The organism is Telluria sp. ZB4P36, assembly GCF_059685865.1.
This window is the reverse complement of record NZ_JCASIE010000001.1, coordinates 244227-269699: the sequence shown is the minus strand read 5'-3', so window position 1 is coordinate 269699 and position 25473 is coordinate 244227. Positions and strand designations below refer to the sequence as shown.

Genomic DNA, 25473 nt, shown 5'->3' with positions numbered 1-25473 from the left:
ATGAAACAACGCATCTTTGCCGGCCTCCTTGCCGGCCTCTTCACGACTTCCTTGCTGGCCTCCCCGGGCGCGCATGGCCCGAACGGCGAGCACCTCGATGAAAAAGCGGCGGGCAGCGCCAGCGGCCTGGCGCGCCTGCCGGACGGCAGCGTCAACGTGCCGAAGCTGGCGCAGCGCCGCATGGGCGTGCGCACGCTGATGGTCAAAGAGGGAGAATTCGCGCGCACGGTGCTGCTCAACGGCCGCGCGGCCATCGATCCGAACGCCGGGGGCCGGGTGCAGGCGCCGTTCGCGGGCCAGATCGCGCCCGGCCCGAAGGGCTTGCCGGTAGCCGGCGAGCGCGTCGTCAAGGGCCAGGTGCTGGCGCGCCTGCGTCCGACCGGCGACGCCATCGAACGCGGCAACCAGGCGGCCCAGCTGGCCGAACTGCGCGCCAATCGCGGCTTGCTTGACAAGCGTGTCCAGCGCCTCAAGTCGCTGGAAGGCGTGGTGCCGGCCAAGGAAATCGAAGCGGCCCAGGCCGAACTGGCTTCCACCATCGGCCAGGAAAGCGCCGTGGCGAAGTCGATCGGCGGCGTGGAAAACATCGTTGCTCCCGCCAGCGGCGTCATCGCCAGCGCGTCGGTGCTGAACGGGCAGATGGTGGAATCACGCGAGGTGCTATTCGAGATCGTCGATCCGCAACGCATGCTGGTCGAAGCCTTGTCCAGCGACGCTTCGCTCGCGCGCAAGATCAGCAGCGCGAGCCTGGCCGAGGTGGCGGACGTCGAGCTCACTTTGCTCGGCGGCGGGCGCAGCCTGCGCGAGGGCGCGCTGCCGCTGAATTTCCGTGCGCGCGGCGCCAACCTCGACCTGGCGGTCGGGCAGCCGGTGACCGTGCTGGCCAAGCTGAACACGACGGTGAAGGGCATCGCCCTGCCGGCGGCGGCCCTGGCCCGCAACCCGGCCAATGAAACCGTGGTGTGGATCAAGTCCGGCGCCCAGCGCTTCATCGCGCTGCCGGTAGAGGCGACCGCGCTGGATGCGGGCACCGTGATCGTCACCCGCGGACTCAGCGCCGACAACCGGGTCGTGGTCAGCGGCACCTCGCTGATCAACCAGATCAGGTAAGCGACCATGTTCAATACAATCGTCCGATTCAGCCTGCGCAACCGCCTGTTCGTCCTGGCGGCGGCGCTGCTGCTGATGGTCTATGGCGCCCTGAGCGCCTGGCGCACCCCGGTCGACGTCTTCCCCGACCTGAACAAGCCGGTCGTCACCGTGCTCACCGAGGCCGGCGGCATGGCGCCCGAGGAAGTCGAGCAGCTGGTGTCCTTCCCGATCGAGACCTCGCTCAACGGCATGCCGGGCGTGACCCGGGTGCGCTCGGTGTCGGGCGTCGGCCTGTCCATCGTGTACGCGGAGTTCGACTGGGGCACCGACGTCTACCGCAACCGCCAGCTCGTGTCCGAGCGGATCACCCTGGTCAAGGAGCAGTTGCCCGGGAATATCTCACCGATGATGGGACCGGTGTCCTCGATCATGGGCGAGATCATGCTGATTGCGCTGCCGATCGACGTGGCCAGGACCGACCCGATGAAGGCGCGCGAGTACGCCGACTTCGTGCTGCGTCCGCGCCTGCTGTCGATCCCCGGCGTGTCGCAGGTGATCCCGATCGGCGGTGAAGTGCGCCAGCTGCGCGTGCAGCCCGATACGGCGCGGATGGCGCAGTTCGGGGTCTCGCTGGAGCAGGTCACGAATGCGCTGCGCGGCTTCGCCGGCAACACCAGCGGCGGCTTCATCGACCTGAACAACCGCGAGTACCTGATCCGCAACCTGGGCCGAACCACCCGCCTCGAGGACGTGCAGGGCCTGGCCGTGGCCTTCCGCAATGGCATGCCGGTACTGCTCGAGCAGGTCGCGAGCGTGGCCTACGCGCCGGCCTTCAAGCGCGGCGACGCCGGCATGAACGGCAAGCCGGCGGTGATCGTCAGCGTGCAGAAGCAGCCCGCCGGCGACACCGTGCGCCTGACGCACGACATCGAGGCCGCGCTGGCGGAGCTCAAGCAGGGCCTCCCGGCCGGCATTTCGCAGCCGGTGGTGCTGTTCCGCCAGGCGAACTTCATCGACGCCTCGATCGGCAACGTGGTCGAGGCGCTGCGCGATGGCGCCATCCTGGTGGCGATCGTGCTGTTCGCCTTCCTGCTCAGCGCCCGCACCACCCTGATTTCGCTGGTGGCGATCCCGCTGTCGCTGGCGGTGACGGCGCTCGCTTTCCACCTGCTGGGCCAGTCGATCAACGTCATGACCCTGGGCGGCCTGGCGATCGCGATCGGCGAGCTGGTCGACGATGCGGTGGTCGACGTCGAGAACATCATGCGCCGGCTGAAGGAGCGCGGCGAAAACGGACCGTCGGTGCTGGAAACGATCTGGCATGCCTCGGTCGAGGTGCGCTCCGGGATCGTCTACGCCACCGTGATCGTGGTGCTGGTGTTCATTCCGCTGTTCGCCCTGCCGGGCATCGAGGGCCGCCTGTTCGCGCCGCTGGGCATCGCCTACATCGCCTCGATCCTGGCTTCGATGCTGGTGTCGATGACGGTCACGCCGGTGCTGGCCTACTACCTGCTGCCGAAGATGAAGCGCCTGCACCGCGGCGACAGCCCGATCGTGCGCCGCCTGAAGCAATGGGATACGGCCGCGCTGGCGTGGTCGCTGCCGCGCATCCGCCCGGTGCTGGCCGGCGCATTGATCCTGGTACTGGCTGCCGCGGCTTCGGTGCCCTTCTTCCCGCGCGCCTTCCTGCCGGCCTTCAACGAAGGTTCGCTGGTGATGGGCATGAGCTTCACGCCCGGGACCTCGCTGGCGGAGGCCAACCGCATGGGGGCGCTGGCCGAGACCCTGATTGCGCAAGTGCCTGAAGTGAGCAAGGTCGGGCGCCGCACCGGCCGCGCCGAGCTGGACGAGCATGCCGAGGGCGTGCACTCGTCCGAGATCGACGTCGACCTGAAGCCGTCCGAACGCAGCCGCGAAGAAGTCATGGCGAGCATCCGCAACCAGTTGTCGAGCATCCCGGCATCGGTGGCGATCGGCCAGCCGATCTCGCACCGCCTCGACCACCTGCTGTCCGGCGTGCGCGCACAGATCGCCGTGAAGATCTATGGCGACGATCTCGATACCCTGCGTGGCCTGGCCGACGGGCTGCAAGGGCGTCTGGCGGGCGGGCACGGCCTGGTCGACCTCTCGGTCGAGCGCCAGGTCCTGATCCCGCAGGTCAAGGTGCGCATCGACTACCGCAAGGCGGCCCAGCACGGGCTGGCTGCAGGCGACGTGCTGCAGGCCTTACAGGCGCTGTCGGAAGGCAGCCGCGTGACCCAGGTGATCGACGGCGCGCGCCGCTTCGACCTGGTGCTGCGCCTGGCCGATGCCGACCGCTCGCCGCAGGACCTGGGCCGCGTGATGCTCAACACGCCGGCGGGGCCGATCCCGCTCTCGAGCGTCGCCACCGTGGAAGAGGGCGACGGCCCGAACCAGATCGGCCGCGAGAACGGACGCCGCCGCATCGTCGTGTATGCGAACACCGACGGTTCCAACATGTCGAACATCATCGAGGACGTACGCAAGGCCGTCGCGGCAACCCAGCTGCCAGGCGGCTACTTCGTGAGCATCGAGGGCCAGTTCCAGGCGCAGGAACAGTCGCAGCGGCTGATCGCCGGCCTGTCGCTGGCTTCGCTGCTGCTGATCTTCCTGGTGCTGTATTCGCGCTACCGGTCCTCGACCCTGGCGCTGGTCATCATGGGGAATATCCCGTTCGCGCTGGTCGGCAGCGTCATCGCGATGTGGATCGCGGGCGTGTCGCTGTCGGTCGCCTCGATGGTCGGCTTCATCACGCTGGCCGGCATCGCGACCCGCAACGGCATCCTCAAGGTCAGTCACTACATCAACCTCTGCAAGTTCGAGGGCGAAACCTTTGGCTGGCCGATGATCGTGCGCGGCTCGATCGAGCGCCTGACGCCGGTGCTGATGACGGCGCTGGTCGCGGCCTTCGCGCTCACGCCGCTGCTGCTGGCGGCGGATGCGCCGGGCAAGGAGATCCTGCATCCGGTGGCCGTCGTCATCTTCGGAGGCCTGATCAGTTCCACCTTGCTCGATTCGCTGCTCACGCCCCTCATCTTCTGGAAGCTGGGGCGGCGTCCGCTGGAACGGCTGCTGGCGGAAAAAAGCAGCGATACTTATTAACCGATATTGTCAGGAGTAGAACCATGAAGAAGATCTTTTCAGTCGCAGCACTCGCGGCCGGCGTCATCCTGTCGGGCCAGGCCCTCGCACACGGCGCCAAGCCGAAGCACGGCGGCATCGTGCAGGCGGCGGGCGACCTGTCCTTCGAGCTGGTGGCCAGGGACGGCAGCGCCACCATTTATGTGGACGACCACGGCCGGAACAAGCAGACCGGGGGCGCGACCGGCACCCTGACCGTGCTGAAGGGCACGCAGAAGACCCAGCTGCCGCTCGAATCCGGCGGCGACAATACCCTGGTCGTGAAGGGGGAGGCCAAGCTTGAAAAGGGCAGCAAGGCCGTGGCGGCGGTGACCTTCGCGGACAAGAAGACCGTCAGCGTACGCTTCTCGGTCAAGTAAGCCGATGAAGTGGATCATCACCAAGTACCTGCTGACGGCGGCCGTGGTGGTCCTCGTCTCCGAGGCCGCCAAGCGCAGCGACCGCATCGGCGGCTTCATCGCGGCCCTGCCCCTGATCACCATCCTGACCCTGGTCTGGCTGCACATCGAGAACCAGCCGGCGGCGCGGGTTGCCAACCACGCCTGGTACACCTTCTGGTACGTGCTGCCGACCCTGCCCATGTTCCTGGCTTTCCCGTGGCTGCTGCCGCGGCTCGGCTTCTGGTGGACCCTGGGCGCCTGCACCCTGATCACGGTGCTGTGCTTCTGGCTGTTCGCGCTGTCTGTGAAACGCTTCGGGATCGAGCTGCTCTGAGCTTGCTCAGCGGTTCCAGCTGCACTTGCCGCGCATGATGGCGGCGCCCCAGAAGGGCAGTGCAGCCAGACCGCCGAAACCGAAGTTCCAGTTCTTGGTACTGAAGCCGGCCGGCTGGTGCTTGAGCGCGTTCGGCCCCATGCAGTGCGGCTTTTCCGCGTCCGAGAACTTGCGCGCAAACTCGCGGTAGGGCCCGCCGCTGAGCGCGGTGCCGCTGGCCGGCAGGGGGGCGGCCGGCATCTCGTCCAGCGTGGCGCGGACTGCCGCCTTGATCGCCTCGTCGCTCGGGCGCGCACTGAAGCTGCGCGGCGCAGGCTGTTCAAGGGGAGCGGCGAACGGCGCGGGCGGGGCATCCGCATGAACGAAGAGCGCCGGGCCGGCCGCCAAGGGCACGAGGATCGTCAGGAACCTGGCTTTCATTGGCATAGGGCAGAGTTGATGAGCAGCCGACTGTAGCTGAACCATGTGCCAAATGCTTAAGCCCGCATGAAGGCTTGCATTATTATGTGGGCCGGATAAACGACAAGGACAGCGCATGGCAACCGAACGAAGCTTCGTGGACTACGTGACCGAGGTGGCCGGGCTGGGCAGCCGGCTGACGCACAAGAAGCTGTTCGGCGAATACGCCCTGTACCTGGACGGCAAGGTGGTCGCCTTCGCCTGCGACAACAGCCTGTTCATCAAACCCTCGCGGGCGGTCGAGACGCTCGCGCCTGACCTGCCGAAAGGCCCGCCTTACCCCGAGGCCAAGGATTACCCCATCGCCGACGAACTGCTCGACGATCCGGAGGCGCTGCGCCGCCTGATCGAGGAAACCGCGGCCCTGATGCCCTTGCCCAGGCCCAAGAAGAAGCCCTAGCCGGCGCCAGCCTTCCCATGAATCAGGTGCCCTGATTCATGACTCCCATTCATAAGCCCTTGCATTTTTCACATGCAGTGCGGCCCCTCCACGCACCTACAATCCCTGGGTTTGCCACGCAGGCGAACTGCACGCCTCGAAAACCTAAAAAGGGCTATGTTCTTGGCTTCCATCCCGATGGGATACCTGCGCCACCGGTCACATATTGCCATTGTTCAAGAAAGGAACAACGATGCCCGACTTCGATCCCAACCGGCGCCAGCTGCTCAAGGCGTCGACCGTCGCCGTCGGCGGCGTCGCCGTGGCTTCCCAGATGGCGCCCAGCGCCGAAGCTGCTCCAGCCGCCCGGCCGGCCGCCTCCACGACACCGGCCACCATGAACATCCGGCTCAAGGTCAACGGCATCGAACACCAGCTGGTGGTCGACCCGCGCACCACGCTGCTCGACGCGCTGCGCGACCGCCTGCACCTCACCGGCAGCAAGAAGGGCTGCGACCAGGGCCAGTGCGGCGCCTGCACGGTGCTGGTCGACGGCCGCCGCGTGACCTCCTGCCTGACCCTGGCGGTGATGCAGGAAGGCCATGAGGTCACCACCATCGAAGGCCTCGGCACCCCGACCAACCTGCACCCGCTGCAGCGCGCCTTCATCAAGCACGACGGCTACCAGTGCGGCTTTTGTACCCCGGGGCAGATCTGTTCTGCCGTGGGCATGCTGGAAGAGATCCGCTCCGGCGCCCCAAGCCACGTGACGGCCGACCTGAACGCGCCGCCGCAGGCCGGCGAGATGGAGTTCCGCGAGCGCATGAGCGGCAACCTGTGCCGCTGCGGCGCCTATTCGAACATCCAGGAGGCAATTGCCGAGGTTGCCGGCATCGCGGGGGTGAAGCGATGAAAGCCTTCACCTACGAACGGGCCAAGACACCGCAGGAAGCCGCGGACGCCGCCGCGCGCCACCCGAACGCGCGCTTCGTCGCGGGCGGCACCAACCTGCTGGACCTGATGAAGCTCCAGATCGAAACCCCGTCCCACCTCATCGACGTCAACGACCTCGCGCTCGACCGCATCGAGCCGGCGCCCAACGGCGGCCTGCGCATCGGCGCCCTGGTGCGCAACTCGGACCTGGCGGCGGACCTGCGCGTGCGACGCGACTACGGCGTGCTCACGCGCGCCCTGGTGGCCGGCGCCTCGGGCCAGCTGCGCAACCAGGCCACCACCGCCGGCAACCTGCTGCAGCGCACCCGCTGTCCCTACTTCTACGACACCAACGTGCCCTGCAACAAGCGCAAGCCGGGCAGCGGCTGCAGCGCCATCGGCGGCTTCACCCGCCTGCACGCCATCGTCGGCCAGAGCGATGCCTGCATCGCGACCCACCCGAGCGACATGGCGGTGGCCATGCGCGTGCTCGACGCCCAGGTCGAGACCGTGGCCCCGGGCGGCGCCACGCGCGTGATCCCGATCGCCGATTTCCACCGGCTGCCGGGCAACACCCCGCACATCGACCATACCCTCAAACCCGGTGAGCTGATCACCGCGGTGATCCTGCCGCCGCCCGTGGGCGGCGTGCAGAGCTACCGCAAGGTGCGCGACCGCGCTTCCTATGCCTTCGCGATCGTGTCGGTGGCCGCCATCGTGCAGCGCGACGGCAGCGGGCGCGTGGCCCTGGGCGGCGTCGCCCACAAGCCCTGGCGCGTCGAGGCGGCCGAAGCCGCCTTCGCGCGCGGGGCCCAGGCCTTCGCCGGCGCGCTGCTGCAAGGCGCGCGCACCACCGAGGACAACGCATTCAAGGTGCCGCTCGTCGAGCGCACGCTGGCCGCGGTTATCGCGGACGCTAAAGCTTAAGCAAAGGGCTCGCCATGAAATTCAACGAACCAGCCACCACCAACCCGATCGACCAGCTCAAGGTCGTGGGCCAGCCGATCGACCGCATCGACGGCCCGCTCAAGACCACCGGCACCGCGCCCTACGCCATGGACCGCCACGACGTGGTGCCCAACCAGGCCCACGGCTACGTGATCGGCTCCGCCATTCCGACCGGGCGCATCGTCTCGATGGACCTGGCGGCGGCCAGGGCCGCGCCGGGTGTGATCGCCATCGTCACCGCCCAGAATGCCGGCAAGCTCGCCAAGGGCAACTTCAACACCGCGCTGCTGCTGGGCGGGCCGCGCGTCGAGCACTACCACCAGGCCGTGGCCCTGGTGGTGGCCGAGACCTTCGAGCAGGCGCGCGACGCGGCCTCGCTGGTACGCATCAAGTACGAGCGCGACAAGGGCAGCTTCGACCTGCACGCGGTGAAGAACAAGGCCGTCGCGCCCAAGAAGGAGGCGGCCGAGACCAAGGTCGGCAACTTCACCGGCGCCTTCGCATCGAGCCCCGTCAAGCTCGATGCCGAATACCACACCGCCCACGAATCGCATTCCATGATGGAGCCGCATGCCAGCGTCGCGGCCTGGGACGGCGACCAGCTCACGGTCTGGACGTCGAACCAGATGATCGCCTGGGCCAGGGGCGACCTTGCCAAGACCCTGGGCATTCCGAAGGACAAGGTGCGCGTGCTGTCGCCCTATATCGGCGGCGGCTTCGGTTCCAAGCTGTTCCTGCGTGCCGACGTGGTGCTGGCGGCGCTGGGCGCACGGGCGGCGCGCCGTCCGGTGCGGGTGCCGCTGCAGCGCGCGCTGATCCCGAACAACACCACCCACCGCTCGGCCACCATGCAGCGCATCCGCATCGGCGCCACGCGCGAAGGCAGGATCACGGCGATCGGCCACGAAAGCTGGTCCGGCAACCTGAAGGAAGGCTCGCCGGAAAACGCCGCCACCCAGACCCGCTCCCTGTATGCCGGCGAGCACCGCATGACATCCAACCGGGTGGCCGAGATGGACCTGCCGGAAGCGAACGCGATGCGCGCGCCGGGTGAGGCGCCGGGCATGGCGGCGCTCGAGATCGCGATGGACGAGATGGCCGAAAAGCTCGGCATGGATCCGGTCCAGTTCCGCATCCTGAACGACACCCAGGTGGTGCCGGACAATCCGGAAAAACCCGATTCGGCCGATCCGCAGTCGAAGAAGCCGGAGAAAGAGAAGCACGATCCGCATCCGCCGTTTTCCAAGCGCCAGTTCATCCAGTGCCTGCAGACCGGAGCGCAGCGCTTCGGCTGGGAGCGCAGGGGGGCCAAACCCGGCACCGTGCGCGAGGGCCGCTGGCTGGTCGGCATGGGCATGGCCTCGGCCTTCCGCGACAACCTGCTCACCAAGTCGGCCGCGCGCGTGCGCCTGGACCGGCGCGGCATCCTGACGGTGGAAACCGACATGACCGACATCGGCACCGGCAGCTACACCATCCTGGCCCAGACGGCCAGCGAGATGATGGGCGTGCCGCTCGAGAAGGTGAGGGTGCGCCTGGGCGATTCAAGCTTCCCGGCTTCGTGCGGCTCGGGCGGGCAGTGGGGCGGCAACAACTCGTGCGCCGGCGTGTACGCCGCCTGCATGAAGCTGCGCGAGGCGGTGGCGCGCCAGGCCGGCTTCGAGCCGGAACGCGCCATCTTCGCCGATGGCCTGATCCGCGCGGGCGAGCGCAGCATGCCGCTGGGGCAGGCGGTCGGCGAGCGTGAGCTGGTGGGCGAGGACCTGATCGAGTACGGCGACATCAACAAGCGCTTCCAGCAATCGACCTTCGGCGCGCACTTCGTGGAAGTGGGCGTGGATGCCGTGACCTGCGAGGTGCGCATCCGGCGCATGCTGGCGGTGTGCGCGGCCGGGCGCATCCTGAATCCGAAGACGGCGCGCAGCCAGGTGATCGGCGCGATGACGATGGGCGCCGGCGCGGCCCTGATGGAGGAGCTGGCGGTGGACAAGCGGCTCGGTTATTTCGTCAACCACGACCTCGCGACCTACGAGGTGCCGGTGCATGCCGACATTCCTCACCAGGAAGTCATCTTCCTGGACGAAACCGACCCGATGTCCTCTCCCATGAAGGCCAAGGGCATCGCGGAGCTGGGCATCTGCGGGGTGGCCGCGGCCATCGCCAACGCCGTGTACAACGCGACCGGCGTGCGCGTGCGCGAGTATCCGATCACGCTCGACAAGCTGATCAGGAAGATGCCGCTGTCGGTGTGATGTCGCAGGCCGGGTGGCTTTGCCGCCTGGCCTGCGGCACCCAATTCCGTCAAAGTGAAAATGCGTGTATTTATTGGTGGGCGCTTCTGCTATCCTGCGCCGCATCGACGCGTTTCACTCTGATTCATGAAGCAATTCTTCTTCACCGCAGCCGGTGCCGCCACAGGCACGCTGATCTACACGGGTTTCATCAGCAGCGCTCAGGAACCGGACTGGGGCCGTGCCCTGTTCGTCGGCATCGCCTGCGGCTGCGGCGCCGTGTTCTGGCCCCGGAAAAAGCCGGAGTAGCAGAACCGATGCTGTCAGCACCACCCTTCAGTCCCACCCTTGGGGCCGAGCGCCGTATCGACTGGCTCCAGCTTGCCGCGGCCTTCACGCTGCTGTCCTTCCTGATGATGGTTTGGCGCTGGGGCGGCACGATCGCCGACTCGCAAGCCTATTACGACACGGCGCGCTGGCTGCGCGGCGAGTTGCCGGCCGGGAGCCTGGTTGCCCCTTTCCCTTACCGCCTGCTGGTGCCGGCGCTGGCCGCCGTCATTCCGGGCGACCTGCGCAACGGCTTCGCCATGCTCAATTGGGTGCTGGTCACGGCCGGCGCATGCCTGATGTCGGCCGCCGTGCTGCGCGCCGGGCTCGGGAACAGGCGTGCCATCGCCGCCGGCCTGATGATGATCGTCTCGCTGCCCACCTTCTGGTATGCGCCCTACCTGCTGGTCGATCCGGGCTCGGTCTGCGCGCGCGCCGCCTTCGTGCTGGCGGTGCTGTGCGGGCAGCCCTGGCTGGCCGCGCTCGCGGGCCTGCTCGGCACCGCCGTGCGCGAAGAGAACATCCTGCTGCTGGTATGGCTGCTCGCGATGCGCCGCATCGCCGTCTTGCCCGGCCTCGCCGCGCTGGCGGCGGCGGGGGCGTGGATCGTGGCGGTGCGCTGGTGGCTGGTCGGCGGCCTGCCGGCCTACGCCTGGGTGCCTAGCCTGGCGCAGCTGCTGCACGCGCTGCAGGACCTGCGCTCGCTGGTCACCATCCTGGGCAGCGCATGCCTGGCCGTGCCGCTGGCGCTGCTGGGCTGGCGCGCCGCGCCGGCCGCGCTGCGGCCCTTCGCCGGCCTGCTGGTGCTGATGGCGCTGCCGCCGCTGTATGCGGCGCTGTGCGTGCGCATCGACGGCCGCGCGGTGTGGGGCCTGTATCCCTTCCTGCTGCCGTTCGCGGTCTGTACTGGCCTGGATCGAGGCGCGCGAGGTTGACGGATTCTCCACAAGGGCTATACTGGCCCTTGGCTTTTCCCGTATCCCCATGAACCCACCACGCTTCACATCGCCGCGCTCCAGCGCCTGCCAGCAAGGCAGAGGCTTCGCCGCGTCCGTCGAGCGTGACTGCGCCGCCGTATCGCGAGCGGTGCAGCAGTCGTCCCGCAACCTCGCCTGGCTCGTCCGGGCTCGGTGAGGACCGCTGCACGCCCCGATTCGTCCTCCCGAGCCGCCCCGATCCCGACCACCGGCCGTTCGTTGCAAACCTGAACAGCGGCTGTCTCGAATTCCGCCCGCAGGCTGCGGGCACCATCAGGAGTGAACAATGAAACCTTCCATCCTCGTCTCATGGCTGGACATGGACCGCCTCGACCGCATGCTGGATTCGCTTCCGGCCGGCCAGGCCAATGCGCGCGACGCGCTGCTCGATGAACTGGGCCGCGCCGGCCTCGCCGAACCCTGGGAGATGCCGCCCGACGTCGTCACCATGAATTCGCGCGTGCGCTTCTGCTTCGACGATTCGGAGCAGGAAGTGACAATGACGCTGACCTATCCGAAGGACATGAACGGCGACCCCGAGCAGCTGTCGATCCTGACCCCGGTCGGCACCGCATTGCTGGGCCTGAAGGTCGGCGACAGCATCAGCTGGGAGCGCCCGGACGGCGCGCTGTTCGAGCTCAGCGTGCGCGGCATCGAGTACCAGCCGGAACGCGACGGCCAGTACCACCGCTAGGGCGGCGTTGGCAAACGCGCACCTTTGGATTATCGTTAGCGCGTTTGCCCACTTCACCGAAAGAGACCATGAAACGCTTCCTCGCCGCCGCCTTCTTTTCCCTGGGTCTTCTCGGCGCCGCCCACGCGGCCACCGACCCCGTCCTGACCAGGCAGGTGAACGCCTTCGTCGACGAGTGGCACGACGACGCCGCCAACGCGCGCCTGGCCTATTTCGACAAGATCGCAGCGGACGGCGTCTACATCGGCACCGACCGTACCGAGCTGTGGAAGCGCGACGAGTTCAAGGCCTGGGCGAAAAAGCAGTTCGAGCGCAAGTCGGCCTGGAGCTTCAAGGCCACGCGCCGCAACGTTTATTCCACACCCGACGGCGCGCTGATCTGGTTCGACGAGTTGCTCGACACGCCGAACATGGGACCCTGCATGGCCAGCGGCGTAATCCGCAAGACCGCCAAGGGCTTCGAGATCGTGCACTACCAGCTCTCGATGGCGGTGCCGAACGAGGTGGCGGGGCAGGTGACCAAGCTGATCGCCGGACAGAAGTAGTGGTTCCTCCCTACGTCGGCCGCTTCGCGCCGTCTCCGACCGGCCCGCTGCATGCGGGCTCGCTGGTCGCCGCCCTGGCCAGCTACCTCGACGCCCGCGCCCACCACGGCACCTGGCTGGTGCGCATCGAGGACATCGACGAGGGCCGCAGCGTGGCCGGTGCGGCCGAGGGCATCCTGGCGCTGCTGGACACGCTCGGCATGCATCCCGACGGCGAAGTCGTCTGGCAGAGCCGGCGCAAGGATCTTTACCAGGCGGCCGCCGAACGCATCGCCCTGCACACCTATCCCTGCGGCTGCAACCGGCGCGAGATCGCCGACTCGCGCCTCGGCTTCGCGCCCGACGGCGCCGCAATCTATCCCGGCACCTGCCGCTACGGCCTGGCCGAGGGGCGCAGCATGCGCAGCTTGCGCCTGCGCGTGCCGGAGCCGGGCTACGACCTCATCGGTTTTACCGACCGCTTCGCCGGCGAGCTCACGCAGCGCCTTGGCGCCGAGTCGGGCGACTTCGTGCTGAAGCGCGCCGACGGTTTCTGGGCCTACCAGCTGGCGGTGGTGGTGGACGACGCCGAGCAGGGCGTCACCGACGTGGTGCGTGGGGCCGACCTGATCGATTCCACGCCGCGCCAGATCTTCCTGCAGCGTGTGCTCGGCGTGCCGACGCCGCGCTACCTGCACGTGCCGGTGGTGCGCAACGAGAATGGCGAGAAGCTGTCGAAGCAGACCGGCGCGCTGGCGGTGGCGCCGGGAGACGAAGCGGCCGCGGTGGATGCGCTGCTGCAGTCGGCGCGCTTCCTCGGCCTGGGCCTGGAACGGCCGGCATCGCTCGACGCCTTCTGGCGCGCGGCGATACCGGCCTGGCGCCAGTTGCTGGCGCAGCGTGGTGCGGGACTTATTCAGGACGGGGCCGACGGCGGCGCGCCATGACACCGACACCGATGAGGCCCGCACCGAGCATGGCCCAGGATTGCGGTTCCGGGATGGCCGAGACCAGGAAGCCGCGAATCTCGCCGCCCGGATACTGCGCCGTATGGATGTTCAGGTAAACCTGGTTGTCGGCGAGGGCATCGAGCATGGCTGCGCTGGCGCTCGCCGCGGTGCCTCCGAAGGCCGTGAGGAAGGCGGCGTCGTAGATGGCGGGATCGGCCAGGTCGAAGGTCTGGCTGTAGCTGCCCGACGTGGTCCCGAGCGGGAAGCCGAACAGGGGAATGGCGACGCCCGCCGTGCCGGTGAGCGAGTCGGTGGTGCAGCAGTGGAGGTGGGCGCTCACCGTGGGGGTGGTCAGGTCGCTGAACGGGATGTTGGCGGTCAGGATCGTTCCGTCGATTTCAAACGTGGAAATGCTGTAGCCCGGTGAAGGATTGGGTGTCGCCTCGCTCGGCCCGCTGGCCACGGCCCGGTAGAGATCCTGCGCCAGGCTCGCCGGGGCCACCGTCATGGCGGACAGGGTGAGCGCGAGCGCCGAGAGTACTTTTTTCATGGCATACCTCCTGAATAGGAAAGAAACCAAAGCAGCGAACCCGCCCGGGTGCGCTGGAAAAAAGTAACACAGGCGAACGCCGCAGCCCACACCATACGAGCCGGAAAATGACGCAGGAAGGCTAGTGCCGGGATAGCTCAGGCGGCCCTTACACTGCCGGGCTGGGCCGGCGGCGCGCCATCACCGCCAGTCCTGCCAGGCCGACACCCAGCATCCCCCAGGTCGCCGGCTCCGGAATCGGCGCCGCCACCACGAAGCCGCGCACTTCGCCATTCGGGTAGGCGCTCGTGTGGATGTTGAGGTAGGCCTGGTTGCCGTTCATCGCATCGACCAGCGCGGCAGTAGCCGCTGCCGTGGTGCCGCCGAACGAGGCCAGGAAGGCCGGCTCCCAGACCGCGGCCTCACCCAGGTCGAAGCTGTGGGTGTACTCGCCGGCCGTGACCATCAGCGGGAAATCCACCAGCGAAATCGCGGGCGGCGCGACGCCGGTGAAGGCTTCGGTCGTGCAGCAGTGGATGTGGGCCACGGTGGTCCCGGCGACGAGGTCGCGGAACGGCACTTCGGCCCGCAGGATCGACCCGTCGATCTCGAAGGTGGCGACGCTCGATCCGGGCGAGCCGTTGGGCGGCGACTCGGCCGGGCCGCTGGAGACGGCGCGGTAGATGTCGGCACCCTGGGCTGCCGGTGCGAGCGCCAGTGTCGACGCGGCCAGCGCAAGCGCGGTCAGTACTTTCTTCATGGCAGTCCTCCTGACTAGGAAAGAGTCCCTTACAGCACACCCGGCGGGTGTACTGCTGAAAAAAGTAGCGCATCAATTGTCACGCCGCCCACACGGTACGGGGGATAAAAGTACCTTGGGCACAGGCGCGAAAGAAAGCACCGGCGCATTACTGCGGATTGCGCAGGATGCTGATCTCGCTGTCGGCCTCCAGGAAGGCGCATTTCATTTCCGCGCGCGGGCAATCGTGGGTGCGCAGGGCCTCATCGAGGTCGCTCTCGGACAGGCGGCACTTGCGCACGACCTTGTCGAAGAACTGGCCGTCGCGGCCGATCAGCACGGCGCTGCCGTCCACCAGCTTTTCGAAGCCGGCGCTGCGCGAACTGCTGAAGGCGACCAGGGAGTTGATGGCGACCAGGGTTGCCGCCGCGATCAGGCCGCCGACCAGGGACTCGTCGCCGCCGTTCAGCGAATTCGATACCGCTTCGGACAGCAGCATGACGACCAGCAGGTCGAAGGGCGTGAACTGGCCCACCGTCCGGTGGCCGGACAGGCGCACCATGATCAGCAGCTGGATGTAGACGGCCAGCCCGCGTACAACAAATTCCCACCAGGGAAGATTCATGTCGAACATATCCCCTCCGTGAACAAACCGATGGGTCCATTCTAATCAAAATGACAAGCTGGTGATTTTCAAGCGTGCGCGGCGGCGCTGCTCAGGAGGCGGACGGCGGTGTCGTCTTGCTGGCGCCTTCCCAGGTCGCGAGTTCGCGTTCGTAGCGCTCGGGCGCTTCTTCGTAGAGCTCGAATGCGCAAGAGACGCTTACTTTAGGGTTAGGAGGCCGATTTGCGCTCGGATGCTTTCTTGGTTTGCAGTCTGAACTTACTGCTCCAGAAGAAAATCCGATTTCGCTTGAAAAAGAATTACCGAGGCAACCAAGCGCCAGTTCGACTACAAGGTCAGCTCCGGCGAGGAGCTGTCGTTCATCCAATAGGCAGCCATGTGCCTTTTGCGTTACATTTTTGGGAATTATTCTATTTATTAAGTCCACAATAAAGCTGAATAATGAGTACAGCTTTGCCGGAAACTGGACGAAGAGGCAATGGATAGGTAAATCACTACGTCATGCTCGTGAAAACCGCTGGCAATGACACGCATCGGTTGTCGATACACTATGATGAATGGCGGAAACTGCCGCCGAAGCTGTATAAATCACTGATGTGGGACAGCGGAAAGGAAATGGCTGACCACAAGCGCGTTATTTTGGATCCAAATGTACTTCTGCGATCCTCCTCAACCATGGCAACGCGGATCAAACGAAAATACCAACGGGTCGCTCCGGTAGAATTTTTCAAGAGGGCTGGACCTCTCGACATACTCGCAGGAGAATCTAGACGAGGTAGCCAGGCTGATAAATGAGCGGTCGAGGAAGACTCTCAATTACGAAACACCCGCGCAACGATTTCATTAATGTGTTGCTTCGGCCGATTGAGTATGCACTACTAAGCGGACCATGCTTCCAAACTTGCTGATCCAATTGAGCTGAGACAAAGGGATTGAAGATCATTAATAAAGTTGTCTACCAAAACTGCTTCGGTGTACATGTAAAACTTGGCCTCAGCGAAGGTTTCTTTCTCGTCAAATATGAAGATGTGACTGCGGGTAGAAATAGACATCTGTACCTTAGCGTTAGAATCCATCTTGAATACGCATCTGACTGCACCGCCTACAGTTGAGCACTCAAATGAACCTATATCAAAACTGACTTCATTCCGGAGGTTAAATGGGCCAAAGTTCTTTAAGGTCTCTGTTATTACCTTCAGTGACTCATGCGTCAAATAAAGCGATATCGCGTGCTTCAAGTTCTCCATCTGCACGGTAACTTGGAATCGGCATAATCCATCGTCATAACTGACCTGCTCAAGGCTCAATCCATACATATAAATTCTTCCAGGTGTAAGGCACCGAGCGAAAGCTCAGCCCGGCGCCATTTATAATCCCAGCTACGATCATCCTAGCCTTTAGTTCACCCGCACTCCGTGACAGCCAGACTCATATGAACTCTTGAGTTTATACTGAGTCGACTGCTTCGTTATCCTATTGAACATATAGTGAACGTGCATCTGCTTTCGTATTTTGATGTTCGTCCTTGGGTCGGTCGTTGCCGCAATGTTTGAAGTAATAGCATATTTCACCCAGTTGCCGTCGCTAAATGCTGGATCATTGAAGTGCCACATAATTGCTGTCCCAACTGGCTCTCCAGACGTGCTAACAATTGCCTGAATCGATTCTACATATAGTTGCTCAGCTAAACAGCCAGGTTGCCTTCCATTCGACACCTCACCAACGCCCCTCGATCCATCGTCATAAAAATACGGTAGACTGCCACCTGCGCTCACCCCAACAATACTGACTATAGGATAGCTCGTCGTCCACACAGGATAATACCCGTTATTATCCGGCGGCAGCTGCCCTGTGACGACGACTGTCTGTATCGTTACGGGAGCATCGTCACATTGCGTCGAATAATCGCCCTTTTTGGTTTTGCTGATGCTCGTGGTTTTACTCATTGAATCTTTACCCGGCTGAGTGCTCGCCGGCAGAGTAATTTCACCACATGCATATGCCACTCCTGACTGCAAAAACAACCAAAGTGCCACAACGAGAATTTTTCTCATGTCATCTCCGATGTCTAGTGATTAAAAGCGGATAGCTGAACTTCTCCTTTCAGCGGGTTACGAAGCGGTGCCTATTTCAACTCGAGAACGGGTTTGTTTTATTCGATTTTTGGGCGCATCCAAATGCAATTCTTTCAGCTTTAGAAATACCGTCTTTGCCAAGTTGCATCTTAAGCTGACTAGCATAACTTTCTGCTTCCTCGTCCGCGGAAGATTCCGAAATCGGCAATAAGTAGGCATATGCCAACAAGGGATCTCGTATGCCAAATAGTCCGGTATAATAAGCTCGGCTCATGAAAACATATGCTTCGTATATTCCTGCTTGAGCGGCATCTTTGCCAAATTGTTCTGCGCGACGTGTTATATTCTCTGACTCAGCTATGGATTCGTTCGTGTTTTTTTCTCGCGCAATTGTAATGGCCAGCGGGGCGTTCAATGCATACACATATTTTGCGTGAATAGATCCTCTGTCAGCGGCACGCTCTAGGATTTTAATACGATTTTCAACTATGAAAGCTGGCAGCGCTGGGCAGTTCGAATAGCCCGTTACAAGATTCTGTGAATTTCCATACTCCCTTTTGCGGGCAAAACAAGATTCTATGATCTTGTATAAAGCTATCGCGGCCGAACCATTCCCTTTCTCAGCCATCTCGATTAGAGGAGTCGGATTGGAGTTGTAAGCTTCGTACATCTCGTCCACGTCAGCTTCTTTATTTTTGATCGAGTAGATGCTAGATGCCGATATCTTTCTCTTCTCTACATCACCGTTGCAGCCGTTGTCGGGACCTTTAGGAGGATTAAATTCCGGCACTGCGCTGAGCCAAGTTAATTGATTCGCTGGTGTTAATTTATTGGGTGAATTTGGCTCCAAAGTTGTATCGTCCCGCCATATATACAAGAGCATGACTGAGACAGCCATTAGTAAAATAAAGAGGTTGGAATTCTTCATTATCACGATTCCGGCAAATTTATAAGTAGTACTTCAGGTATAAATTTTCTCAATTCGTTCTGCTGCAGCTTTTCCGCTACAATTTCATTTTGGTATCGAATATTTCGCGCTCGAAACTCGATTAGTTTTGCATTTTGTTACGAAACGGTCTTAAGCGGAATTTTAAGGACAAAAGGTAGAAATTGCTGAGATCTTTTTTCGAGCGTGTGGAGTTAGGCAAGGTGCATAAATCTGAATCGCAGCTCCATGGCATAGTCACCCATTGGATGTGTGGTCTCAGGTGAACAAGCTCATGAGTTGATTGCCGATTCGCGTGTGTAGCTTCAATTCATAGTCTTTGCACGCCGGCGCTAATGCTCGCAGTTACTTGTTTGAACGATAGTTTCTCTCACTCGCGCGTTCTGAACGTGGGTCCTGTGTAGGAGATCGTTAACCGAGTCAGGAAATCGGACGAGCGCGTGTGGAGCTTGCTAGACGCGAGCGGTGCCCAAGTAGCCCCAAGGCCGAGCACGCTGAGAGCCGCCACATCCTCACAAACATAACGGAAGGCTTTACGATCTCAGCACCGACCTGCAAATCAAGCAGACAAATGCACTCTGCTTGAAGGTGGGCTAACGAGTGGAGGAAGTCGTTGCTGGCCGTTCGCTCTGGAACGTTGGCTAGAGACCATCGTCACCGGGCTCGAGACGCGCTGTCGTCGGGTTATGGTGTAACCTAACACTGAGACTTCGAAGGGCTTGTGGCGTTTTCGAACGGGGACCGTGTTTTGCTAGGACTGCGGCTGTAACGATGACTTACTGACGCGTGGAGCTTCTCTACGGGAACATTTGCGAGCGGTCGGGGTGGCCGTGCTGGCTATGTTTTTGGAGATTTCCGTTACGAGGTGGTCATGCAGTACAGCTCGTGGGACGCTTCAAGGAAGGCAGCGGCCGAGTAGCAAAACGTGCTCCTGCTCGATGCTTGCTTAAGCCTCTATTGTAAGCGTGCAGCCGCTGCGGCAGCAGTCTTCCAGCGCGGGCTGGACCGGCGGGACCGGACGTGGCTGCGGCATGCTCAATCCTTCCGGTTCAGGATCTGCTGGATTTCCTCGCGCTCTTTCTTGCTGACGTGGCCACGCAGGGCGGCCAGTACCAGTTCCTTGCCGGAACCGGAGAAGGCTTTGTGGATGAGGTCCTTGATGAGGCCGGACTGGTGGGTGTCCTGGGGCTGGGCCGGCGCGTACACGTGGGCGCGCGCGCTTTCGTCACGGGTCAGCAGGCCTTTCGCGTGCATCACCTGCAGCAGGCGCAGCACGTTGGCATAGGCCATGTCGGGCCGCGTCTCGACCGCCGCCTCGTGCACCTGGCGCGCCGTCGCGGGGCCGAGTTGCCACAGCAGGCGCAGCATTTCCAGTTCGGACGGGGTCGGCTTGGCGGGAAGATCTGGAGTACTCATGGGTCTAGAATAAATGATCTAGACCGCCAAGTCGAGCCTGGGTACTCGTCAGTCCTCGATGCGGTACTCGCGCAGGTCGAACACGTTCTTGCCGTCTTCGCGCAGGCACACCCCGGTCATGGTCTCGCCCTTGCGCAGCACGTGGGTGATGCGGGTACCGACGGCCTTGCCGGCGCAGGCCGCATGGGCCGCGGCCGGCACCTCCGGGAGCGGCGGCGGTTCCGGCGGCGCCGGCGGTGCGGGGAGGGAGGGCAGCTCGGGCGGGGCCGGGGGCGCAGGCGGGGCGAAGCCGTCGTACGAGGCGAGCGGCGGCGGTGGGGCCGGGGCGCGCGGCGGCGCCGGCGGCTGGGGCGGGGCCGGGGGAGGCGGGCATTTGCCCTTCACGGTCGATTCGCACTTGTAGTGGACGCGCACCTCGGCTTGGGCGCCGCCGGCGATGCTGGCCAGCAGGGCGAGTGCGGTGAGGCACAGGGTCGTGTTCTTGATGTTCATGGCAGTCTCCTTTGGCTGCGGCCCGCGCCGTGCGGCGGGCCATGGACACATCCTGCCTGTCAAATGTGGAGAAAAGATGGAGTGCGCTTACAGGTCGCAGCGGTAGCCGAGCCCATAGATCGAGCGGATCGCTTCCAGGCCCGGCGCGGCGGCGTCGAGCTTGCGCCGCAGGTTCTTGATGTGGCTGTCGATGGCGCGGTCGGTGGCGTCCAGGCTGTCGGCGCGCGCGGCGTCGAGCAGCTGGGCGCGCGAGAACACCTGGCCGGGACGGCGCGCCAGCGCGGCCAGGATCGCGAATTCGCTGGGCGTGAGGTCGAGCGGCTGTCCGTGGACCGTGATGCGGCGCGCGGCTTCATCGATGGCGAGCACGCGCGCGGGCTGGGTGCCGCCCGCGCGGCGCAGGATGGCCTTGATGCGGGCCATCAGTTCGCGCGGGCTGAAGGGCTTGCACAGGTAGTCGTCGGCGCCGGCTTCGAGGCCGAGCAGGCGGTCGATTTCCTCGACCCGCGCGGTCACCATGATCACAGGTACATCGCTGAACTCACGCAGGGCGCGGCACAGCGCCAGGCCGTCGAGGCCGGGCAGCATCAGGTCGAGCACGATGAGCGCCGGCGGCTCGGCGCGGATCGCGGCCAGGGCCTCTCTGCCGTCGCCGCACACCCGCGGAACATAGCCGGCGGCGCGCGCGTAGTCGGCTACCAGGGCGGCCAGTTCCGGCTCGTCCTCGACGATCATGATGGCCTGGCTCATGCGGCGTCTCCGGCCAGCGGCAGCGACAGGATCACACGCAGGCCTCCCAGCGGCGAATGGGCGAAGGCGAGGCTGCCGCCCTGGGCTTCGAGCAGGCGCCGGCACAGCGCCAGGCCCAGCCCGGCGCCGCCGTGGGCGCGGCTGCGCGAGGCGTCCACGCGGTAGAAGCGCTCGGCCAGGCGGCCTAGTGCTTCGTCGGGCACGCCGGGCGCGCTGTCGTCGATGAGGAGCTGCAGCTGCGCCGCTTCGTCTTGCGCGTGGAGGCAGATGCGGCCGCCAGCCGCGGTATAGCGCAGGCTGTTCTCGAACAGGTTGTCGAGCACCTGGCGCAGGCGGTCGGGGTCGGCCAGTACCTGGCTGCGTGCGGGCGCGGCGCCCGTGTCGAGCGCCAGTCCGGCCGCCTGCAGGCGGGCGGCAAAGCCCTGCGCATGCGCATTGGCGAAGGCCCACAGGTCGAGCGGCACGGGCTTGCAGTCGAGCGCACCGACGTCGGCGCGCGCCAGCGCATACAGCTCGTCGATCAGCTTGTTCAGCGCCAGTACCTGGCGCAGCATGGCGTCCAGGGTGTCGGGCGTGGCGCTGCGCACGCCGTCCTGCACCGCCTCGAGCTGGGCGCGCAGCACGGCCAGCGGGGTGCGCAGCTCGTGCGAGGTATCGGCCACCCACTGGCGGCGCGCGCCTTCGGCGCTTTCCAGCTGCTGGGCCAGCGCGTTGAAATGGCGTGCCAGCTCGCCCAGTTCGTCGCTGCGCGCGGCCGGCAGGCGAACCACGTAGCGGCCGCCGGCCAGGGCGCCGGCGCCCGCGGCGAGTTGCCGGATCGGCTGGCGGAAGTGGCGCGCCAGCAGCACTGCGGCGAGCGCGCTCAGCGCCACCGCCGCGGCGACGATCAGCCACAGGCTGCCGCGCAGCTGCTCGAGGAAGGCGAGCGCCATCGCGTCGCTGGGCCGCGGGCTGCGCGCCACGCCGAGGTAGCCGACCGTACGGCCGTCCACCGCGATGGCGCGGCGCGCGAGCGGCAGCGCCCCGGGGATGCGTCCGGCCAGGTAGCCGCCGCCGGCGTCCAGCAGGGTGACGCGCTGGTGCAGGTCATAGGTGACGCCGTCGGCGCGCGGAGCATCGAGGCGCGGCGGCGGCAAGGGGAGCATCGGGGGCGCGGGCGGTGCCGGGGGCGCAGGCGGGACCGGCGGTGCAGCCCCATCCACCGGCGCCGGTGGAGCAAGGGAGACTGGCGCCACCGGCCCGGCAGGAGGCGCGGGTGCCGGCGGCGGCGCGTCCGCGCGGCGCTGCCGCAGGTCCTGCAGCCGGGCCAGCTCGGCCGCGATCCAGCCGCGCCGCTCGTCGCCGGCGGGCAGGAATTGCCAGCCGCCCCGAGCCCGGTAGCGTGCGGACAAGGCGCCGGACAATTCGTCCAGACGGTCGAGTTCGATGCCGACGGCGTAGTCGCCGAAGCTGGCCAGGACGTTTTGCCTCAGCAGGTAAACGGCGCTCGCCGCCACCGCGAAGATGGCGAGCAAGACCGAGAGGAACAGCCGGTGGCCGATGGAGAATCTCACAATGTCGAGTCAGCGTTGGACTACAGGGTGGAGGCGATTCATTCCTGAAATCGATAACGAACGATCATCCTATTCTAGAGCTGGCAAAAACACCACATTCCTTTCTCCAAGTCTGACGGAGGATACGCCAGGCCGGGCAAGGTGCAGTCCTACAAAGGCACTGCCGATTTTGGGTGGTCCGATGAGTGTGTCATCGTTAGGATGGTCCTGTCTCAGCCACTTCCGGCTGGTGCTAAACGATGAACAGGAGGCAACTATGGCGTCGAATAAGCAAGGCGGCAACAAGGGCGGTAACCAGGGCAGCAACAAGCAGAGCGATACCAGCAACCGCGGTTTCGCATCCATGGATCCGCAGAAGCAGCGTGAAATCGCTTCGGAAGGCGGCCGTGCGGCCCATGCATCCGGTAATGCCCATGAGTTCACCTCGGAAGAGGCCCGCAAGGCGGGCTCGTTGAGCCACGGCGGCGGTGGCGGCGGCAGCCAGCAAAACGGTGGCGGCACCCGCGGCGGCACGCCGGAGCAGCACGCCAAGGCTGGAGCGCAGAGCCACAAGAACGACAAGAAGTAAGCGACATTCGTTCTCCACAGGGTGGCCGGCTCGCCGGCCACTCTGCTTAATAGACGTCGCGGCGGTAGCGCCCCGCGGCCGTGAGCGCGTCGAGCGTCTCCGCACCCAGCACTTCCAGCAAGGCCTCGTGCACGCCGCCGGCCATGCCCTGCAGGCTGCCGCACACATAGATGGACGCGCCCTTGTCGACCCAGCTGCGCAGCGTCTGCGCGTGTTCGCGCACCAGGTGCTGCACATAGCGCGGCGTCGACTGGTCACGCGAGAAGGCGAGATCGAGCCTGGCCAGGCTGCCCGCGGCCAGCCATCCCTGCAGCTCTTCGCGGCACAGGTAGTCGTGCGCCGCATTGCGTTCGCCGAACAGCAGCCAGTTGTCGCCATGGCCGGCGTCGATGCGCGACTTGAGCAGCGCCCGCAGGCCCGCCAGCCCGCTGCCGTTGCCGATCGCGATGAGCGGACGCGCGGCATTGCCGTTCAGGCGGAAGCGCTGGTGCGCGCGCAGGCGCAGCCTGATCACGTCGGTATCAAGGGCCGTTGCGCACAGCCAGCCCGAGGCCGCCCCCAGGCTGCCGTCCTGGCGCCGCTGCAGGCGCACCATCAATTCCAGCCGGCCCTCGGCAGGCAGGGAGGCGATCGAGTATTCGCGCGGATGCTCCGGATCGGCGGGCGCGCTGAGCTGCGCCAGGTCGCCCGCCTCCCAGGCCGGCAGCGCGCCCTCGAGCGGTAGCAGTGCGATGCGGTAGAGCGGGGCGCCGGCGCTGCCCGGATTCGCCAGCACGCGGCTGGCGATGCGCCAGTCGCCGTAGCCTGGCGCTTCCCAGTCGGGCGCGTCGGCGGTGCCGGCCAGGCGGCCGATGTGCTGCTGCCATTCGGCCAGCGCGGAGGCCTGGCCGCGGTCGACGTCGATGCGTTCGAACAGCGGGGTGGCGCCGTGCGCCGCGAGCCAGCCGTCCAGCGCGCGGCCGAAGCCACAGTAATTCGTGTAGCTGCTGTCGCCCAGCGCCAGCACAGCGTAATGCAGGTGCGACAGGTCCGGCGCACTGTCCATGGTCTCGCCCGCATAACGGGCGGCGGTATCGGGCGCGTCGCCTTCGCCATAGGTGCTGGCGATGAACAGGATGCGGCCGGCCTGCGCCAGTGCGCCCGGAGGCAGGTCGGACATGCAAACGGCGCGCGCGGACAGGCCGCCGGTGCTCAGGGTGGCGGCGGTCCGGCCGGCCAGGTATTCCGCGCTGCCGGTCTGGCTGGCGTACACCACCAGCCAGTCGGCATGCGTCGTCTGCGGCGTCTTGCGCGCGGCGCGGGCGCGCCAGATCGCGAAGCACATCGCGAGGTAGCCGCTGGAGAGGGCGAGCGCGCCGCCCAGGCGCATCGGGTCGATGGTGATCATTGCAGCAGCTCGCGCCAGGCGGCGGAAGCATATTCGGCCAGCGCGCCCTCGCGCCGCACCAGGTAGCGCGCCGCGATGCCGCGCGCGTCGGCGAACGCGAGCCCGGCGTCGAGGCCCATCACGGTCAAGGCGGTGGACAGCGCGTCGGCGGCCATGCAGGTGGTCGCCACCACCGTGCACGAGGCGACGCCATTGGCGACCGGGTGGCCGCTGCGCGGATCGAGCGTGTGCGAGGCGCGCCGCTGGCCGTGCGTGAAATAACTGCGGTAGTCGCCCGAGGTGGCGATCGCCAGGCCGTGCAGGGCGACCACGGTCTGCGCGCTGGAAACCGCATCCGGCACCCCTTCGATCTCGACCCACCAGGGCTCGCCGTCCGGCTTCATGCCGGCGCCGCGCAGTTCGCCGCCGACTTCGACCAGGTAGTGGCGCACCCCGAGGCGCTCCAGGCAGAGGCCGAGGCGGTCGACGCCATAGCCCTTGGCGATCGAGGAAAAATCGAGGATGGCGCCGCCCGGCTGCAGCAGGCGCCGGCCGCCGCGGTCGAGCTGCGGCGTGGCGCCGGCGCGGCGCGCCAGTACGCCGGCCACGTCCGCGGCGGATGGCGCACGGAAGCCGGCCCCGTCGTGACGGCCATCCGATCCGAAGCCCCACAGCTTGACCAGGGCGCCGGCGGCCGCGTCATAGGCGCCGGCCGTGTCTTCATGCACCTGCAGCGCGAACTCCGCCACGTCGAAGAACTGCGGCGGCAGCGCATGCCAGCTGCCGCCCGGCGCGCGGTTGTAGCGTGTCAGCAGCGAGCCTTCTTCCCAGTGGCTCATCTGCGCGACGATCTCGTTCAGTTCGCGCTGCAGCACCATCCCGAGGTCGGCGTCGAGCCCGGGCGGCACCAGCATCTGCGCCGACCAGGTCGTGCCCATCGAGCGGCCCGCGGCCTTGCGCAGCACGCTGCCGCCAGGGGGCAGGGCCAGGTCGATGTCGAGCGGGACCAGGACGGCGCGCACCG

26 protein-coding genes and 1 pseudogene are annotated in these 25473 nt (G+C 65.5%); 15 read left to right on the top strand and 12 right to left on the bottom strand.

Annotated elements, in window-relative coordinates; translation table 11 throughout:
• The 4 genes from AC56LK_RS01300 to AC56LK_RS01285 are packed head-to-tail and all read left to right on the top strand — an operon-like array spanning position 1 to position 4968.
• Positions 1–1110, top strand: a complete 1110-nt coding sequence (locus tag AC56LK_RS01300; RefSeq protein WP_497182759.1) for an efflux RND transporter periplasmic adaptor subunit — start codon at positions 1–3, stop codon at positions 1108–1110.
• A 6-nt stretch (positions 1111–1116) separates the two neighbouring features.
• A complete protein-coding gene (locus tag AC56LK_RS01295; protein WP_497182758.1) occupies positions 1117–4215 on the top strand; it encodes an efflux RND transporter permease subunit in 3099 nt (1032 codons plus the stop codon).
• Between the two features lie 23 nt (positions 4216–4238).
• Entirely contained in the window at positions 4239–4613 is a 375-nt protein-coding gene (locus tag AC56LK_RS01290; protein ID WP_497182757.1) for a hypothetical protein, read from the top strand.
• Positions 4614–4617: 4 nt separating this feature from the next.
• Entirely contained in the window at positions 4618–4968 is a 351-nt protein-coding gene (locus tag AC56LK_RS01285; protein ID WP_497182756.1) for a DUF3147 family protein, read from the top strand.
• A 6-nt stretch (positions 4969–4974) separates the two neighbouring features.
• On the opposite strand, the gene AC56LK_RS01280 is transcribed toward AC56LK_RS01285, so the two are convergent.
• Positions 4975–5388 (bottom strand): hypothetical protein, encoded by a 414-nt coding sequence (locus AC56LK_RS01280; protein WP_497182755.1) that lies wholly within the window; start codon positions 5386–5388, stop codon positions 4975–4977.
• Between the two features lie 115 nt (positions 5389–5503).
• On the opposite strand from AC56LK_RS01280, the gene AC56LK_RS01275 reads away from it, so the two are divergent.
• The 9 genes from AC56LK_RS01275 (at position 5504) to gluQRS (ending at position 13387) form a co-directional block, all read left to right on the top strand.
• Positions 5504–5827 (top strand): TfoX/Sxy family protein, encoded by a 324-nt coding sequence (locus tag AC56LK_RS01275; RefSeq protein ID WP_497182754.1) that lies wholly within the window; start codon positions 5504–5506, stop codon positions 5825–5827.
• A 232-nt stretch (positions 5828–6059) separates the two neighbouring features.
• Positions 6060–6719, top strand: a complete 660-nt coding sequence (gene paoA, locus AC56LK_RS01270; protein WP_497182753.1) for an aldehyde dehydrogenase iron-sulfur subunit PaoA — start codon at positions 6060–6062, stop codon at positions 6717–6719.
• Positions 6716–7666 (top strand): FAD binding domain-containing protein, encoded by a 951-nt coding sequence (locus tag AC56LK_RS01265; protein WP_497182752.1) that lies wholly within the window; start codon positions 6716–6718, stop codon positions 7664–7666. Before paoA ends, AC56LK_RS01265 begins: the two co-directional genes overlap by 4 nt.
• Positions 7667–7680: 14 nt before the next feature.
• Positions 7681–9939 carry an aldehyde oxidoreductase molybdenum-binding subunit PaoC gene (paoC, locus tag AC56LK_RS01260; protein WP_497182751.1) on the top strand — a complete coding sequence of 753 codons (2259 nt, stop codon included), beginning with the start codon at positions 7681–7683 and terminating at the stop codon, positions 9937–9939.
• Between the two features lie 126 nt (positions 9940–10065).
• Positions 10066–10227 carry a hypothetical protein gene (locus AC56LK_RS01255; protein ID WP_497182750.1) on the top strand — a complete coding sequence of 54 codons (162 nt, stop codon included), beginning with the start codon at positions 10066–10068 and terminating at the stop codon, positions 10225–10227.
• 8 nt (positions 10228–10235) lie between these two features.
• A complete protein-coding gene (locus AC56LK_RS01250) occupies positions 10236–11180 on the top strand; it encodes a hypothetical protein (RefSeq protein ID WP_497182749.1) in 945 nt (314 codons plus the stop codon).
• 328 nt (positions 11181–11508) lie between these two features.
• Entirely contained in the window at positions 11509–11916 is a 408-nt protein-coding gene (gene rnk, locus AC56LK_RS01245; RefSeq protein WP_497182748.1) for a nucleoside diphosphate kinase regulator, read from the top strand.
• 68 nt (positions 11917–11984) lie between these two features.
• Positions 11985–12461 carry a nuclear transport factor 2 family protein gene (locus AC56LK_RS01240; RefSeq protein ID WP_497182747.1) on the top strand — a complete coding sequence of 159 codons (477 nt, stop codon included), beginning with the start codon at positions 11985–11987 and terminating at the stop codon, positions 12459–12461.
• A complete protein-coding gene (gluQRS, locus tag AC56LK_RS01235) occupies positions 12461–13387 on the top strand; it encodes a tRNA glutamyl-Q(34) synthetase GluQRS (protein ID WP_497182746.1) in 927 nt (308 codons plus the stop codon). Before AC56LK_RS01240 ends, gluQRS begins: the two co-directional genes overlap by 1 nt.
• On the opposite strand, the gene AC56LK_RS01230 is transcribed toward gluQRS, so the two are convergent.
• The 3 genes from AC56LK_RS01230 to AC56LK_RS01220 form a co-directional block, all read right to left on the bottom strand.
• A complete protein-coding gene (locus AC56LK_RS01230; RefSeq protein WP_497182745.1) occupies positions 13353–13940 on the bottom strand; it encodes a CHRD domain-containing protein in 588 nt (195 codons plus the stop codon). The genes gluQRS and AC56LK_RS01230 overlap by 35 nt on opposite strands.
• A 148-nt stretch (positions 13941–14088) precedes the next feature.
• The gene (locus AC56LK_RS01225; protein ID WP_497182744.1) at positions 14089–14679 is read right to left on the bottom strand and encodes a CHRD domain-containing protein; all 591 of its coding nucleotides are present in this window, start codon (positions 14677–14679) and stop codon (positions 14089–14091) included.
• 148 nt (positions 14680–14827) lie between these two features.
• Positions 14828–15292, bottom strand: coding sequence for a DUF421 domain-containing protein (locus AC56LK_RS01220; RefSeq protein WP_497182743.1), 465 nt, complete (start codon positions 15290–15292; stop codon positions 14828–14830).
• 486 nt (positions 15293–15778) lie between these two features.
• Between AC56LK_RS01220 and AC56LK_RS01215 the strand changes: the two are divergent.
• A pseudogene (locus tag AC56LK_RS01215) lies at positions 15779–16130 on the top strand (IS30 family transposase); the annotation flags it as partial.
• 550 nt (positions 16131–16680) lie between these two features.
• Here AC56LK_RS01215 and AC56LK_RS01210 read toward each other — a convergent pair.
• The 6 genes from AC56LK_RS01210 to AC56LK_RS01185 form a co-directional block, all read right to left on the bottom strand.
• Complete coding sequence (locus tag AC56LK_RS01210; protein WP_497182742.1) at positions 16681–17337, bottom strand: hypothetical protein; 657 nt, start codon at positions 17335–17337, stop codon at positions 16681–16683.
• A gap of 76 nt (positions 17338–17413) precedes the next feature.
• Complete coding sequence (locus tag AC56LK_RS01205) at positions 17414–18286, bottom strand: hypothetical protein (protein WP_497182741.1); 873 nt, start codon at positions 18284–18286, stop codon at positions 17414–17416.
• Between the two features lie 1053 nt (positions 18287–19339).
• Positions 19340–19720, bottom strand: a complete 381-nt coding sequence (locus AC56LK_RS01200) for a BlaI/MecI/CopY family transcriptional regulator (RefSeq protein ID WP_497182740.1) — start codon at positions 19718–19720, stop codon at positions 19340–19342.
• Between the two features lie 48 nt (positions 19721–19768).
• Entirely contained in the window at positions 19769–20212 is a 444-nt protein-coding gene (locus AC56LK_RS01195) for a hypothetical protein (protein WP_497182739.1), read from the bottom strand.
• A gap of 87 nt (positions 20213–20299) precedes the next feature.
• Positions 20300–20962: a response regulator gene (locus tag AC56LK_RS01190; protein WP_497182738.1), complete on the bottom strand. Its 663-nt coding sequence runs from the start codon at positions 20960–20962 to the stop codon at positions 20300–20302.
• On the bottom strand, positions 20959–22515 hold the full coding sequence (locus AC56LK_RS01185; RefSeq protein ID WP_497182737.1) for an ATP-binding protein: 1557 nt from the start codon (positions 22513–22515) through the stop codon (positions 20959–20961). Before AC56LK_RS01185 ends, AC56LK_RS01190 begins: the two co-directional genes overlap by 4 nt.
• 256 nt (positions 22516–22771) lie before the next feature.
• On the opposite strand from AC56LK_RS01185, the gene AC56LK_RS01180 reads away from it, so the two are divergent.
• On the top strand, positions 22772–23083 hold the full coding sequence (locus AC56LK_RS01180; RefSeq protein ID WP_497182736.1) for a KGG domain-containing protein: 312 nt from the start codon (positions 22772–22774) through the stop codon (positions 23081–23083).
• 46 nt (positions 23084–23129) lie between these two features.
• Here AC56LK_RS01180 and AC56LK_RS01175 read toward each other — a convergent pair whose 3' ends face one another.
• The gene (locus AC56LK_RS01175) at positions 23130–24470 is read right to left on the bottom strand and encodes a sulfite reductase subunit alpha (protein WP_497182735.1); all 1341 of its coding nucleotides are present in this window, start codon (positions 24468–24470) and stop codon (positions 23130–23132) included.
• Positions 24467–25471 (bottom strand): FAD:protein FMN transferase, encoded by a 1005-nt coding sequence (locus tag AC56LK_RS01170; protein WP_497182734.1) that lies wholly within the window; start codon positions 25469–25471, stop codon positions 24467–24469. Before AC56LK_RS01170 ends, AC56LK_RS01175 begins: the two co-directional genes overlap by 4 nt.
• Between the last annotated feature and the right edge of the window lie 2 nt (positions 25472–25473).